The sequence below is a fragment of the Rhodococcus sp. JG-3 genome (assembly GCF_000482405.1).
Lineage (GTDB): Bacteria > Actinomycetota > Actinomycetes > Mycobacteriales > Mycobacteriaceae > Rhodococcoides > Rhodococcoides fascians.
Genome location: NZ_KI519398.1, coordinates 4570585 through 4585173, shown reverse-complemented (window position 1 = coordinate 4585173; position 14589 = coordinate 4570585). Strand labels below are relative to the sequence as shown.

Below are 14589 nucleotides of genomic sequence, written 5' to 3'. Positions count from 1 at the left end.
GTGTTCGCGAACATCGGTTGGTCAGAGTTCCTCATTCTCCTCGTGGCAGCTCTGGTCATCCTCGGCCCGGATCGCCTTCCCGGCGCCATCAGCTGGGTGTCCAAGTCCATCCGTCAGGTCAAGGACTACGCGAACGGCGCGAGTCAGCAGCTCAAGGACGAGCTGGGTACCGACTTCGAGGACCTGCGCAAACCGCTTGCGGACCTCAACCAGCTCCGCGGTATGACACCCCGAGCCGTGATCACCAAACACCTGCTCGACGGCGACGACTCGGTCTTCAAGAACCCGCTGGACGACACCTTCAAGGGCAAGCCCTTCGACACCAAGCCCAAGAACATGGGCGGACCGACGCCGCAGAACGGCGTGTCCTCGGGCAGTACATCCGGGGGTGGAGTGTCGATGAGCAAGAACGAGCCGAAACTCGCGGCCGGCGATACCCCGCCCATCGACGCGGACGCCACGTAGGCATAGCCCCAACCGGCCCGACGAACCACCCAGTCTGCAGGCTGCGCCCGCCCGACCGCTGCGCCCCCGTCGGATGAATGTGGGATTCAGTCGCTCTGAGTGCAACAAAGGCGCATTGATCCGCGGCGGGGCGGGCGGGCGGGAGCGGGCGGGCCAGTGGCTAGAGCACCTTGTTCAGGAAGTCCTGGGTGCGTGGGTTCTGCGGGTTCCCGAACAGCTCGTCGGGTGTTCCCTCTTCGACGATGACGCCCTCGGCCATGAAGATCACTCGATCCGCGACCTCACGCGCGAAGCCCATTTCGTGGGTGACGACCACCATCGTCATACCGCCCTTGGCGAGGTCGCGCAGTACCTGCAGAACTTCGCCGACCATTTCGGGGTCCAGGGCGCTGGTGGCTTCGTCGAACAGCATGATCGACGGGTTCATGGCCAGTGCCCGCGCGATGGCCACGCGTTGCTTCTGCCCACCGGATAGGTTGGCGGGCTTGTAGTCGGCACGCTCCGACAGTCCTACCTGTTCGAGCAGCTGCAGGGCCGCGTCCTTGGCCTGCGACTTCGTCATTTTCTTGGTTTCGACGGGTGCGAGCATGACGTTCTCGAGGGCTGTCATGTGCGGGAAGAGGTTGAAGTGCTGGAACACCATGCCGATGTTCTGGCGCACCTTGTCCAGGTCCACGTTCTTCGCCGTCAGGTCGGTTCCGTCGACGACGACCGATCCGGCGGTGATGTCTTCCAGCTTGTTCAGGCAGCGTAGGAACGTGCTCTTGCCGGAGCCGGACGGCCCGATCACGCAGACCACTTCACCGTTGGCGATCTCGGCGTCGATGCCCTTGAGAACCGTGTTGTCGCCGAACGCCTTCTGCAGGGCCTTGATCGAGATCTTCGTTCCCGGACCTTTGTCGACCGGCAGGTCCTTGGTCAGTTCGGTGCTCATTTGTTGATCCTCTTCTCGAGCCGGTTCGACAGCTTGGTGAGAGCCATGATGATGATGAAGTACAGGACGCCGACGATGAGCCACATGTTGAACGACTCGAAGTTGCGAGCGATGATCAGACGACCGGTCTGCGTCAGCTCGGCGAGGCCGATGACCGAGAGCAGCGAGGTGTCCTTGAGCGTGATGACGAACTGATTGATGTACGACGGGATCATCGTGCGAATTGCCTGGGGCATCACCACTTTTCGCATCGACTTGAGGTAGCTGATGCCGAGGCTGCGGGACGCCTCCATCTGGCCCTTGTCGACGGCGAGGATGCCGCCGCGGACGATCTCGGCCATGTACGCACCGGCGTTGAGCGAGAGTGTGATGATGCCTGCGGTGAACGCCGACATCTGGAAGTTCAGTGCCGCGGGTACGCCGAAGTAGATGAAGAATGCCTGCACCAGAAGCGGTGTGCCACGGAAGATGTCGACGTAGGTGGTTCCGATGCCGCGGAGCACGATGTTGGTCGAGACGCGAAACAGGCCGAAGATGCCGCCGAGTACCAACGCGATGGCGATGGAGATGACGGTCAGCACGATCGTGAGCCACAGACCCTTGAGCAGCAACTGCCAGCTGCTGGCGATCAGGCCGGGGATCGAGGTGTCGGCGGTGGACGCGTCGGCGTTGAGGTAGGTGTCGAGGATTTCGTCGTACTGGCCGTTGGCGCGCAGGTTTTCGAGGCCGGTGTTGAACTGGTCGAGCAACTGGGCGTTGGTGCCCTTGGCGACGGCGAATCCGTAACTGGCACCGGCTTCTTTCTCGGTGACCGTCTTGAAGCCGTTGCCCTGGGTGATGCCGTAGGCGAGAACCGGGTAATCCTCGAAGGCCGCTGCGGAGTTTCCGGTGCGCACTTCCTCGAACATGGTCGCGGAGTCGTCGAAGCTGCGGATGGTGAAGCCGTACTGATCGGCGATCGACGTCGCGAACGTCGCACCCTCGGTGCCGTTCTTGACCGCGACCGACTTACCGCGCAGGTCTTCGTAGCCCTTGATCTCGTCGTTCGAATCCAGAATCGCCATCTGGACACCGGAATCGAAGTACGGATCGGAGAAGTCGAAGGTGGCCTTGCGCTCGTCGGTGATCGACATGCCGGCGATCATTCCGTTGAACTGGCCGCTCGTGACGCCCTGGAGTGCGGTGTCGAATCCGACCTGCTCGACGGTGTAGTCGAAGCCCTGGTCGACGGCGATGGCCGCGAGCAGGTCCATGTCGATTCCGACGAGTTTGCCTGTCTCGTCCTGGAATTCGAAGGGCGCGAACGTGGTGTCTGTCGCGATCGAGTAATTCTGGGCAGGCGGGGCAGGTTGTGCCGACGCCAGCGCGGGACCGAGTACGGATCCCAGCAGGGTCATCAGCAGTGCGATCAGGACCGGAACGACGACCGGCCTGACCCGATGCGGCTTCTTCATGAAGGCCACTCTCTATCGACAGTAGGATTGAAGGCAAATCATAAGGCTCCAACCCTGTTCCCCGCGTCGTTTGTCGGGTATAAGCGCCTGCCTTACAGTTTCCGGGTGGTGTCGATTCCCAGCGACATTCCCACCAGTCCGCGCTCGCGCACCGCAAGTTTTCCGGCGACCGCCTCGAGTGCTTGTGCCGCAGGCGAATTCGGGTGGCCCAACACGATCGGAGTACCGGCGTCGCCGCCTTCACGGACGGCGGTGTCGAGCGGAATCTGGCCCAGCAGAGGCACCTTTGCACCCACGGCCTTGGTGAGGCGATCCGATACGTCCTGTCCGCCACCGGATCCGAAGATATCCATCCGGGTACCGTCGGGTAGCTCGAGCCATGACATGTTCTCCACGACGCCCGCGACGCGCTGACGCGTCTGCAGTGCGATCGCTCCGGCGCGCTCGGCGACCTCGGCAGCGGCTTGCTGAGGGGTGGTGACCACGAGGATCTCTGCGTTCGGAATCAGTTGTGCGACAGAGATTGCCACGTCACCGGTACCGGGCGGAAGGTCGAGGAGCAGCACGTCCAGGTCGCCCCAGAACACGTCGGCGAGGAATTGCTGCAAGGCCCGGTGCAACATGGGTCCGCGCCAGACGACCGGGGTGTTGCCCTCGGTGAACTGAGCGATCGAGATGAACTTCACGCCGTGCGCCTGCGGCGGCATGATCATCTTCTCCACCTGCGTGGGTCGCGCGTCGTTGCCGAGCATGCGGGGAACGGAATGGCCGTAGATGTCGGCGTCGAGCACACCCACCGACAGGCCGCGGGCGGAAAGGGACGCGGCAAGGTTGACCGTCACGCTGGACTTGCCCACGCCGCCCTTGCCCGACGCCACCGCGTACACGCGCGTCAGCGATCCGGGTTGCGCAAAGGGAATGACCGGCTCGGCGGAATCGCCGCGCAGGGACTTGCGCAGTGCGGTGCGTTGCTCGTCGTTCATCACGTCGAGTTCGACCGTCACGGTGCCGACTCCGGCGACGTCGGCGACGGCGTTCTTCACGCGATCGCTGATCTCGGTCTTCATCGGGCAACCGGAGGTCGTCAAGTAGATGCCGACGCCGACGGCTCCGTCGGGGGAGATGTCGATGCTCTTGACCATGCCGAGGTCGGTGATGGGTTTACGGATCTCGGGGTCGATGACCTTCGTCAGCGCGGTCCGAACGTCGGATTCGGTCAGTACAGCCATTGCTTCATGCTATGCGGTGCACCGAGTCCCGATGAACAGCAGGGCAGCTCGATCTAGTGCTGCGTTGAATTCAGTGAATCCGCGGCAGCTGGTCCGAGGAGGGCACGATGCCGGTGGCGTAACCGGCCGACCATGCGAGCACGTTCGCCACGTAGGCCATCGAATTGTTGTAGCGCAGGATTGCCCGGGTGGTCGAGGCCAGGTCGCGGGCGTTGGTGCCGTCGTCGCACAGGTACATGCCGGTGGCCAGGGCCGCGTCGTACAGGTTCTGTGGGTCGGAGACTCCGTCGCCGTTGCCGTCGGCGTGGTAGAGGTTCCACGTAGAGGGCAGGAACTGCATCGGGCCGACTGCGCGGTCGTACTGGGTGTCGCCGTCGAGCGCGCCGCCGTCGGTGTCGCGAATCACCTGATTGCCGGCGAGGGTGCCGTTGAGAACCGGTCCGAGAATGGGCTCGTGCAGTTCGCCCGAGTCGTCGACCTTGCCGTTGTTGGCGTGGGTGGATTCGACGCGGCCGATGCCGGCGATGACGGTCCAGCTGATGCCGCAGCCGGGCTGCTGCTGGGCCAGGATGCGTTCGGCGTTCTTGTATGCAGAGACGTTGACGACCGGGATCGCGATCGGGCTGACCGCAAGGTTGGTGGGCAGCTCGGGTGTGGGCGGGATCTCGGGAGCCGGGGCGGGCGCGGGGACCGGGGCGGGTGTCGGCAGCTCGGCCTGAGCCACCGGCTGCGCCTGCTGGTCCTGGGCGATCGGCTGCGGGGTCTCGACCACGGAGTTCGATTCCTGTGCGGCCGGGGCCGTCTTGGCGGTGACGAACGGGATGTATTCGGTGGCTCCGGCGCTGGTCGCGGCCGTGACGAGTCCTGCGGGGACGAGGCCTGCCAGAGCAATCACCGAGTTCCGTCGAACCTTGGAATTCGATGCTTTTCTGTGACGACCCACGCGCGCTGTACCTCCTGATTTCCCCGGATGATCTCCGGGGCCCGACCTGATGACCGGGATCGAGGGTACCTGATTCGAGACTGTTCCGTTATCGGGCCGTTACCAGGCGCGGAGCGGTGCACGGTTTATTGCGGGTCGGTCTCGCCCGACGCGTCGTCGGCCAGGCGTGCGGCCGCTTTCTTGCGCGCCTTCTTCGGTGCGTTGGCGGGTTGACCCGTCGCTTGTTCCAGCAACGCCCTGATGTCGTCGAGTTCGCGGCGCAGATAGTCACGGGTGGTGACTTCACCGACGGCGATACGCAGAGCTGCGAGCTCCCGCGCGAGGAACTCGGTGTCGGCCTTGGTCTGCTGAGCCCGCGACCGATCCTCTTCGAGAGAGACGCGGTCGCGGTCGTCCTGCCGATTCTGGGCGAGCAGGATCAACGGCGCGGCGTACGCGGCCTGCGTCGAGAAGGCGAGGTTGAGCAGGATGAAGGGATACGGGTCCCACTGCAGATTGACGGCCACGACGTTGAGGAAGATCCAGACGATGACGATGCCGGTCTGAATCGCCAGATAGCGTCCGGTGCCCAGGAACCTGGCGGCTTTCTCACCCGACTTACCGAGATCGAAGTCGAAGTTGACGTTGAACAGCCGCGAACCGCGCGGCGTGTCCATTCTCTGGCGTGCTGTTTCTTTCACTGTCCGGCCACTTCCTGATCTCGCCAGTCCTCGGGCAGCAGGTGATCGAGGACGTCGTCCACGGTCACGGCCCCGACCAGGTGGTCCTCGTCGTCGACCACCGGGCCGCAGACGAGGTTGTACGTCGCGAAGTACCGCGTCACCGCGGTCAGGCTGTCCTCGGGGGACAGCCGCGGGAGTGCGCTGTCCACGACTCCGCCCACCAGACTCGCCGGGGGTTCTCGCAACAGTTGCTGCAGGTGAACACAGCCCAGATATGGGCCGGTCGGTGTTGCGGTCGGCGGCCGCACCACGAACACGAGTGAGGCCAGCGCAGGCGTCAGGTCGGGGTTGCGTACCCGAGCGAGGGCCTCGGCCACCGTCGTCGACGCGGTGAGGATCACGGGCTCGGGCGTCATCAGACCGCCGGCGGTGTCGGGGGAGTGTTCGAGCAGGCGGCGGACCGGCGCGGAGTCCTCTGGATCCATCAGTCGCAGAAGCGATTCCGCTTCGGTCTCGGGTAGCTCGCCGAGGAGGTCGGCGGCGTCGTCGGGGTCCATGGCCTCGAGCACGTCGGCACCGCGGTCGACTCCGAGGTAGTGCATCAGCTCCACCTGATCGTCGTCGGGCAATTCCTGGACGACGTCGGCGAGGCGCTCGTCGTCCAACGCCCGCGCCACCTCCATGCGGCGCTTGACGGGGAGCTCGCGCATGGCATTCGCCACGTCGGCGGCGCGCAGGTCCTCGAACTGCATCAACAGCTGCGCCACACCCTGGTCGGGCATCGACAGTTCGTTCTGCGTGAGCCCCTGCACGTGTTGCCAGTCGACGACGTGGATGGCACCGCGCCGCGCAAGGCGTTGGCGCTGCTTACGCACCGCCACGCGTGCGACCTTCCAGTCTCGAGTTCGGGTGAGCTCGATGCCGAGATCGACGACGACGGAATCGGTGTCGTGCAACTCGTCGAGTTCGGGATCGTCGACGCGGACCTTGGAGTCGAGGATCTGCGCGAACACCAGAATCTCGTTCGCGCGCTGAGTGAATCGGCGCAGACTGACGTTGCCGGTGGTGAGCTGGACGGAGTTGGGCTCGATGCTGGTCACTCGTAGCATCGGGACGAAAATTCTTCGGCGCGTTGCCAATTCGACCACGAGTCCGAGGACTCGCGGCTGTGCCCTGCCCACGCGCATGGAGACCACCACGTCGCGCACTCGCCCGATCGATTCGCCGTCGGGGCCCAGGACGCCGAGGCCGGCGAGCCTGGCCGCGAATACCTTGCTCAGTGCTGCCATGATGGCAAGGTTAGAGGCAGGGCAATACAGCGGGTGAATCAGACAGGGGTAGTGCTTTCGATGGGTGCTTCGGGATTGCGTCGATCGGTACTGGCCGTTCCGGGCAGTTCGGACAAGATGATCGCCAAGGCCAAGGGCCTGCCTGCCGACGCGATCTTCCTCGATCTCGAAGATGCCGTCGCGCCGATCGCCAAGGTCGAGGCCCGCGCACGCATCGTCGACGCGTTGAACTCCGACGGGTGGGGCGATCAGCTCAAGGTCGTGCGCGTGAACGACTGGACGACGCAGTGGACGTACGGAGACGTCATCGACGTCGTCTCCGGGGCGGGTGGAAATCTCGACGCCATCCTGTTGCCGAAGGTCGAGTGTGCGGCGCACGTACAGGCGTTGGATCTGTTGCTCACTCAGCTCGAGAAGGAGCACGGTCTCGACGTCGGGGCCATCGGCATCGAGCCGCAGATCGAGAGCGCACGCAGCCTGCGCAACATCGACGAGATCGCAACCGCGAGCCCCCGGGTGCAGACGTTGGTGTTCGGGCCGGCCGACCTGATGGCGAGCGTCAACATGCGCACCCTCGTCGTCGGGGAACAGCCGGTGGGATACGACACCGGCGACGCCTATCACCACATTCTGATGACGATCCTGCTGGCGGCTCGGACGCACGGATTGCAGGCGATCGACGGCCCGTACCTGCAGATTCGTGATCTCGACGCGTTTCGCCGGGCCGCGGGACGGACGGCCGGCCTCGGGTTCGACGGTAAGTGGGTGCTGCACCCGACGCAGATCGAGGCGGCCAACGAGATCTTCGCGCCACGACAGGACGATTACGACAAGGCCGAGATGATTCTCGACGCCTACGAGTTCCATACCTCGGCGGCGGGCGGCGCTCGCGGTGCGGTGATGCTCGGCGACGAGATGATCGACGAGGCGAGCCGCAAGATGGCGCTGGTCGTCTCGGCGAAGGGGCGGGCGGCCGGTCTGACACGCACGAAGACGTTCGAGCCGCCGATCTCCTGATCGAGGCGGTTGTCCGAGGGCCGAACAATGGGTGTGACGGTGCCGGAGCGGAGCCTGCAGAAGCGACCAGAAAAGTCCGTTTCGGGGCACAATGGAGTCATGACCAATCCCCTCTCACAGCCGGGCCGCCCAGGGCAAGGACTGCCGACGCCGCCGTCCGGTTGGCCCATCGGTTCCTACCCCACCTATGCCGAGGCGCAGCGCGCCGTCGATTTCCTCTCCGACGAGGAATTCTCGGTACAGGACGTCACCATCGTCGGCGTCGATCTGATGCAGGTCGAACGCGTTCTCGGCCGGCTCACCTGGCCCAAAGTCATTGGCGGAGGCATCGTTTCGGGTGCATGGTTGGGCGTGTTCCTCGGTCTCGTCCTCGGGATCTTCAGCGAGAACATCTTCGGCGCGTTGCTCATCGGCGTCGGCGGCGGCATCATCTTCGGCCTGATCTCGGCGTCCATTCCGTATGCCGCGACCAAGGGACAGCGTGATTTCGCGTCGAGCATGCAGTTGGTCGCCGGACGCTACGACGTCATCTGCGAGCCCCGGACGGCAGAGAAAGCACGCGACCTGCTCGCCAAACTGTCGATTTGATCACAACGGTTGGACGACCAGGCAACCGACAGGTAACGGAATAGCCCCAAATCGCCCTCGAGGCCAGTGAGTTCGGTTACGTTTCTCTCGTGCACGGCAGTGCCGACACAAGGGCTGCGCGAGTAACCGAACGTACGGAGGCGGGACAGTGCCGAGACATCGTGGTCGTAGGCGTGGAAAAGCAACGAGGATAGGGGTGTTGGCGGCAGCGGCTCTGGTGACGAGTCCGTTGCTCGCAGCGTGTGGTTCGTCGGACAGTTCGGTTCCGGTTCTGAGTTTCTACACTGCCGCAGACGGCGCAGAGCAGTACGCCGCTGCGGCACAGGTGTGTTCGGACGCCTCCAACGGCCGGTATCGGGTGGAGCAGCGAACACTGCCCAAGAGTGCCAACGATCAGCGCCTGCAGCTCGCGAGGCGTCTCGCCGGAAACGACAAGACGTTGGATCTGATGACGCTCGACGTCGTCTGGACCGCCGAATTCGCCGAGGCCGGATGGGCATTGCCCGTCCCGGACGACCTCTCGGCGAAGCTGCGCGACGGGTCCACCCTGGAAGGCCCGCTCGCCACCGCGGAATGGCAGGACCAGCTCTACGCCGTTCCGCTCAACTCCAACACCCAGTTGCTCTGGTACCGGCCCGACGAGGTGCCGGGCGGTACCCCGCCGCAGACGTGGGATCAGCTGATCGACGTGGCCGAGGCCAACGCGGCCGCCGGTAAGCCCGCTCAGATCGGTGTGCAGGCCAAGCAGTACGAGGGCTTCATGGTCTGGTTCAACTCGCTGCTCGAGAGCGCGGGTGGGTCGGTGGTCGCCGAAGACGGAACGACGGTGACCCTCAACGACACTCCCGAGCACCGCGCCGCCACCGAGAAGGCCCTCGAGATCATCAAGCGGGTGGCCACGGCCGACGGCCGCGATCCATCGGTCTCGCAGAGCGACGAGGCGACAGCTCGACTCGGGATGGAGTCGGGGCGGATGGCCTTCCAGGTCAACTACCCGTTCGTGCTTCCCGGCCTGAAGGAGAACGCCGTCGCCGGGGCAGTGTCGTTCCTCGATCTGGCGAATGTGCCTGCCGATCAGCAGGATGCACGCATCGCCGAGGTCTTCCGCAGTGCTCCGTATCCCGAGGTGAACGCGGGGGAGCCCGCCAAGGTCACCATCGGCGGCTTCAACATCGGCGTCGCGAAGACCACTCAGCACGAGGACCTCGCCTGGGAAGCCGTCGAGTGCCTCACCAACCAGGAGAATCAGCGCAACAACGCCGTCAACGGCGGCGTGCCCCCGGTGCTGAAGTCGCTGTACTCCGATCCGGAGTTCCAGGCCGTCTATCCCGCATGGGAAGGGGTGCTCGGTTCCATCGAGTCCGCGGCAGTGCGGCCCGTTTCGCCTGCCTACCAGAGCATTTCGATTCTGTTGACCGATGCCCTCAACCCGCCGCAGAACATCGATCCGGTTGCCGACGTGGACAAGCTCGCAGAACTGGTCAGCAAGGCCGTCAATTCCGAAGGGTTGATTCCATGAGCGATCCCACCGAATCGCAGCCGCAGCCCGCCGATCGGCAGGCGGCTCTGAAGAACATCTCCGACGGTAAGAAAGCCGAACGACGCCTGGGATTGCTCCTCGTCGCACCCGCGGCGATCCTGATGCTCGCGGTCACCGGCTACCCGATCGTGTACGCCTTCTGGCTCAGTCTGCAGAAGTACAACCTCGCGTTCCCCGAGGATCGCCAATTCGTCGGCATCTCCAACTACGTGACCGTGCTGTCCGACGGCTACTGGTGGACGGCATTCGGCGTCACCGCCGGCATCACGATCATCTCGGTGATCATCGAGTTCATCCTCGGTCTGGCAGTGGCTCTGGTCATGCACCGCACCATCTTCGGCCGCGGACTCGTCCGCACCGTGGTGCTCATTCCGTACGGCATCGTGACCGTCGCCGCCGCGTACAGCTGGTACTACGCCTGGACCCCGGGCACCGGTTATCTCGCCAACCTGTTGCCCGACGGCAGCGCGCCGCTCACCGAGCAGTTCCCGTCGCTCGCGATCGTGGTTCTGGCCGAGGTGTGGAAGACGACCCCGTTCATGGCCCTGCTGCTGCTGGCAGGCCTGGCTCTGGTGCCCGACGATCTGCTCAAGGCCGCCGAGGTGGACGGAGCGGGTGGCTGGACGCGGCTGATGCGGATCACCATTCCGTTGATGAAGCCGGCAATTCTCGTCGCGGTCCTCTTCCGCACGCTCGACGCGTTCCGCATCTTCGACAACATCTACGTCCTCACCCGAGGGAGCAACGAGACAGGATCGGTGTCGATTCTCGGTTACAACAACCTGTTCGGCGCGTTCAACCTCGGACTCGGGTCGGCGATCAGCATTCTGATCTTCTTCTGCGTCGCGATCATCGCGTTCGTGTTCATCAAGTTGTTCGGTGCCTCGGCACCGGGATCCGACGACGGAGGCCGCAAGTAATGACCACTGTTACGCCTCGCAAGAAGGTCGGTTGGACGGTCGTCAACGTCCTCGTCCTCCTCTACGCGCTCGTTCCGTTGGCGTGGATCATCAGCCTGTCGTTCAAATCGACGGCCACGATCGCCGACGGAAAGTTCATCCCGCAGTCGTTCACTCTGGAGAACTACAAGGGCATCTTCTCCACCAACCAGTTCACCTCGGCGCTGGTGAACTCCATCGGAATCGGGTTGATCACCACGGTGATCGCCGTCGTGATCGGCACCATGGCCGCGTATGCCGTTGCCCGGCTGGACTTTCCGGGCAAGAAGCTCCTGGTCGGTGCGGCTCTGCTGATCGCGATGTTCCCCCAGATCTCGCTGGTGACACCGTTGTTCGACATCTCGCGCTCGCTCGGTCTGTTCGACACCTGGCCGGGTCTGATCATCCCGTACATCACCTTCGCGTTGCCGTTGGCGATCTACACCCTCTCCGCGTTCTTCCGCGAGATCCCGTGGGAGCTGGAGAAGGCGGCGAAGATGGACGGAGCAACGCCCGCACAGGCTTTCCGCAAGGTCATCGCCCCGCTGGCGGCACCCGGTATCGTCACCGCGTCGATCCTGGTGTTCATCTTCGCCTGGAACGACCTCCTGCTCGCCATCTCGCTGACGGCGACGGAACGTTCGGTCACCGTCCCGGCGGCCATCTCGCAGTTCACCGGTAGCTCTCAGTTCGAGGAGCCCACGGGATCGATCGCGGCAGCCGCCGTCGTCATCACCATCCCGATCATCATTTTCGTGCTCTTCTTCCAACGACGTATCGTGGCGGGCTTGACGTCCGGCGCAGTGAAGGGATAACCGTCATGGCCGAAATCGTTCTCGACAAAGTCACCAAGCTCTACCCGGACGGCGCCGCTGCCGTCAGCGACGTCGACATCACCATCGCCGACGGCGAATTCATCATCCTCGTCGGACCGTCCGGCTGCGGAAAGTCCACCACGCTCAACATGATCGCCGGGCTGGAGGACATCTCGTCCGGTGAGCTGCGGATCGCGGGGGAGCGCGTCAACGAGAAGGCGCCGAAGGATCGCGACATCGCGATGGTGTTCCAGTCCTACGCGCTGTACCCGCACATGACGGTCCGGCAGAACATCGCCTTTCCGCTGACGCTCGCCAAGCTCTCCAAGACCGAGATCAACGACAAGGTCGAAGAGGCTGCCAAGATCCTCGATCTCAGTCAGCACCTCGACCGGAAGCCCGCCAACCTCTCCGGTGGTCAGCGACAGCGAGTTGCGATGGGCCGCGCCATCGTTCGCACCCCCAAGGCCTTCCTGATGGACGAGCCGCTGTCCAACCTCGACGCCAAGCTGCGAGTCCAGACGCGCGCCGAGATCTCGCGGCTGCAGAAGCGCCTGGGCACCACCACCGTCTACGTCACGCACGATCAGACCGAGGCCATGACCCTCGGCGACCGCGTCGTGGTGTTGCGCGGCGGGCTCGTGCAGCAGATCGGTTCTCCGCAGGAGCTCTACGACAAGCCGCGAAACCTGTTCGTGGGCGGCTTCATCGGATCGCCCTCGATGAATTTCGTTCCGGGACAGCTCACCTCGAACGGAGTGTCCACGGCCCTCGGCGACATCGAGATCCCGCTCGAGCGAATGGACGCGATCAAGGCCAAGAACCCGGGCCGCGAGGTGGTCGTCGGTATCCGTCCCGAGCACTTCGAGGACGCGGCACTGATCGACGGCTACCAGAAGATGAGCGGTGCCACCTTCACCGCAACCGTCGACGTGCTCGAGTCCATGGGCAGCGACAAGTACGTCTACTTCACGCTGAAGGGTGCCAAGGTCGAGTCCAGCGAACTCCAGGAGCTGGCCGCCGATGCCGGCATCGCCGATCTCGGTGGCGCACAGGTGGTCGCGCGTCTGGCAGCCGAATCCAAGGCCGCCGAGGGTGGTCAGGTGGAACTGTGGTTCGACCCGGGCAAGATCTCGGTGTTCGACCAGGCGTCGGGTGCGAACCTGACAATCTGAGCGGCTGCGCCGCATGTGAGCGGAACTTCGTAGCCCACTACGAAGTTCCATTCACATGCCGCAGGCTCTACAGTGGCACGTTCGACGTGGTGTTCGGTTCGGACTCGGCGACCCGCACCGATTGCCGCGCTGCCGGGGTGCTTCTGATGGCCAGGGCTGCGGCGGCGACGACGGCGCAGGCCACGGCACCGGCGACGAAGGCTGCGGTGTACGCGCTCTCGCGGGCCACGTTTGTGCCGTCGATGGTGAACATCGCCAGCACGGTGGACAGCGACGCACTCGCGATCGACGTGCCGACGGTGCGCACGATCGAGTTGACGCTGTTGGCCACGCCGGTGTCCGCCGCGCTGACCTCGGCCATGAGCAGGTTGGGCAGGGCCGCGAACGCGAGGCTGACGAACGTGTTGATGACGATGCCCGCGGTGATGAGCTGCCAGGTGTGATCATGGGCCACCGCGACGAACGCAAATCCGAGAACGCCGATCACCGCACCGCCGACGAGGACTCGGCGCGGCCCGAACGATCCGATGAGGCGACCGCTGATCACCGCGGCCACCACTCCTACCGCTGCACCGGGCAGCAGGTACACGACACTCGCTTCGAGAACGTTGGCGGTGAATCCGTAGCCGGCGACGGCACGTGGGGTCTGCACGAAGTAGGAGCAGGCCAGGAAGTTGGCAAACATTCCGACGCCGACGAACAGGGTGGCGACGTTGGTGGCCAGCAGTGGCCCGTGAGTGAGCATGCGGGGTGCGACGAGCGGGGCATCGATGCGTTTCTCGAAGATCCACCAGACTGTTCCCAGCAGCACGCCCGCGACAGCGCATCCGATGGTGGCCACCGAACCCCAGCCCCACGTGCGGCCCTGGGTGAGGGCCAGGAACAGCAGCAGGAGTGTGCCCGCCAGAAGCACGGCACCCCACCAGTCGACCGACCCGCTGCCGCTACGCGGTCGGGCCGGGACACCGAACCACGCGATGCCGAGTGCAACCACGACGATGGCGACGGTGAGCCAGAAGACGCGGTGGTAGTCGGCACCGTTGGCCGTGAGCAGCCCCGTCAGCACCAATCCGAATCCGCCGCCCACGCCGAGAGTGCCGGACAGGATCGACATCGAGCCGACGAGTGCGCGCGGTGGCATCTCGTCGCGCAACACCGCCAGGGCGATGGGGAACAGGGCGTACGAGACGCCCTGCAGAATGCGGCCGACCAGCAGCCAGGTCAGTGAATCGGTCAACGCTGCCAGCAGCGACCCGGCCAGCACGACGGTCAGGACGCCGATGAGCACGGGGCGTTTGCCGTGCAGGTCGGCGAGTCGGCCGATGACGGGGGTGGCGATGACCGCGGCCAACAGGTTCGCCGTCAGCACCCACCCGGCAGCGGTGGTGCTGACGCCCAGTTGGGTGCCGATGGTGCCCACGATGGGAACGACCATCGTTTGCAGGACGGCGAGGGTCATGACGATGAAACAGAGTCCTGGCAGCAGCGTGCGGCGGGTGGACATGGAAGAGCTACCTCGTTACCTATGACAACCGAAAAT

At 64.5% G+C, this 14589-nt stretch carries 14 protein-coding genes; 7 read left to right on the top strand and 7 right to left on the bottom strand.

Annotation, left to right across the window (positions count from 1 at the left end; genetic code table 11):
* On the top strand, positions 1 to 465 hold the full coding sequence (gene tatB, locus K414_RS0122855) for a Sec-independent protein translocase protein TatB (protein WP_027498048.1): 465 nt from the start codon (positions 1 to 3) through the stop codon (positions 463 to 465).
* A 160-nt stretch (positions 466 to 625) separates the two neighbouring features.
* Here the strand turns inward: tatB and K414_RS0122850 are convergent, their stop codons facing one another.
* The 6 genes from K414_RS0122850 to K414_RS0122825 form a co-directional block, all read right to left on the bottom strand.
* Positions 626 to 1399 carry an amino acid ABC transporter ATP-binding protein gene (locus K414_RS0122850; RefSeq protein WP_051365249.1) on the bottom strand — a complete coding sequence of 258 codons (774 nt, stop codon included), beginning with the start codon at positions 1397 to 1399 and terminating at the stop codon, positions 626 to 628.
* Complete coding sequence (locus K414_RS0122845) at positions 1396 to 2853, bottom strand: amino acid ABC transporter substrate-binding protein/permease (RefSeq protein WP_027498046.1); 1458 nt, start codon at positions 2851 to 2853, stop codon at positions 1396 to 1398. Before K414_RS0122845 ends, K414_RS0122850 begins: the two co-directional genes overlap by 4 nt.
* Before the next feature lie 92 nt (positions 2854 to 2945).
* A complete protein-coding gene (locus tag K414_RS0122840; RefSeq protein ID WP_027498045.1) occupies positions 2946 to 4082 on the bottom strand; it encodes a P-loop NTPase in 1137 nt (378 codons plus the stop codon).
* A 70-nt stretch (positions 4083 to 4152) separates the two neighbouring features.
* Entirely contained in the window at positions 4153 to 5025 is an 873-nt protein-coding gene (locus tag K414_RS0122835) for a murein transglycosylase (protein ID WP_027498044.1), read from the bottom strand.
* 125 nt (positions 5026 to 5150) lie between these two features.
* Positions 5151 to 5681, bottom strand: coding sequence for a DUF1003 domain-containing protein (locus tag K414_RS0122830; RefSeq protein ID WP_051365248.1), 531 nt, complete (start codon positions 5679 to 5681; stop codon positions 5151 to 5153).
* 20 nt (positions 5682 to 5701) lie between these two features.
* Positions 5702 to 6976, bottom strand: coding sequence for a CBS domain-containing protein (locus K414_RS0122825; protein WP_027498042.1), 1275 nt, complete (start codon positions 6974 to 6976; stop codon positions 5702 to 5704).
* 60 nt (positions 6977 to 7036) lie between these two features.
* Here K414_RS0122825 and K414_RS0122820 point away from each other — a divergent pair, with 60 nt between their 5' ends.
* From K414_RS0122820 to ugpC, 6 genes are all read left to right on the top strand, one after another.
* Positions 7037 to 7993 (top strand): CoA ester lyase, encoded by a 957-nt coding sequence (locus K414_RS0122820; protein WP_027498041.1) that lies wholly within the window; start codon positions 7037 to 7039, stop codon positions 7991 to 7993.
* Between the two features lie 99 nt (positions 7994 to 8092).
* On the top strand, positions 8093 to 8581 hold the full coding sequence (locus tag K414_RS0122815) for a general stress protein (RefSeq protein ID WP_027498040.1): 489 nt from the start codon (positions 8093 to 8095) through the stop codon (positions 8579 to 8581).
* A 196-nt stretch (positions 8582 to 8777) separates the two neighbouring features.
* Positions 8778 to 10100 carry an ABC transporter substrate-binding protein gene (locus tag K414_RS0122810; RefSeq protein ID WP_027498039.1) on the top strand — a complete coding sequence of 441 codons (1323 nt, stop codon included), beginning with the start codon at positions 8778 to 8780 and terminating at the stop codon, positions 10098 to 10100.
* Entirely contained in the window at positions 10097 to 11041 is a 945-nt protein-coding gene (locus K414_RS0122805; RefSeq protein WP_027498038.1) for a sugar ABC transporter permease, read from the top strand. Before K414_RS0122810 ends, K414_RS0122805 begins: the two co-directional genes overlap by 4 nt.
* The gene (locus tag K414_RS0122800) at positions 11041 to 11874 is read left to right on the top strand and encodes a carbohydrate ABC transporter permease (protein WP_027498037.1); all 834 of its coding nucleotides are present in this window, start codon (positions 11041 to 11043) and stop codon (positions 11872 to 11874) included. The genes K414_RS0122805 and K414_RS0122800 overlap by 1 nt, the downstream gene beginning before the upstream one ends.
* A 5-nt stretch (positions 11875 to 11879) precedes the next feature.
* The gene (gene ugpC, locus K414_RS0122795) at positions 11880 to 13049 is read left to right on the top strand and encodes a sn-glycerol-3-phosphate ABC transporter ATP-binding protein UgpC (protein ID WP_027498036.1); all 1170 of its coding nucleotides are present in this window, start codon (positions 11880 to 11882) and stop codon (positions 13047 to 13049) included.
* Between the two features lie 67 nt (positions 13050 to 13116).
* Here ugpC and K414_RS27755 read toward each other — a convergent pair whose 3' ends face one another.
* The gene (locus tag K414_RS27755; protein WP_051365247.1) at positions 13117 to 14553 is read right to left on the bottom strand and encodes an MFS transporter; all 1437 of its coding nucleotides are present in this window, start codon (positions 14551 to 14553) and stop codon (positions 13117 to 13119) included.
* Positions 14554 to 14589: the final 36 nt, after the last annotated feature.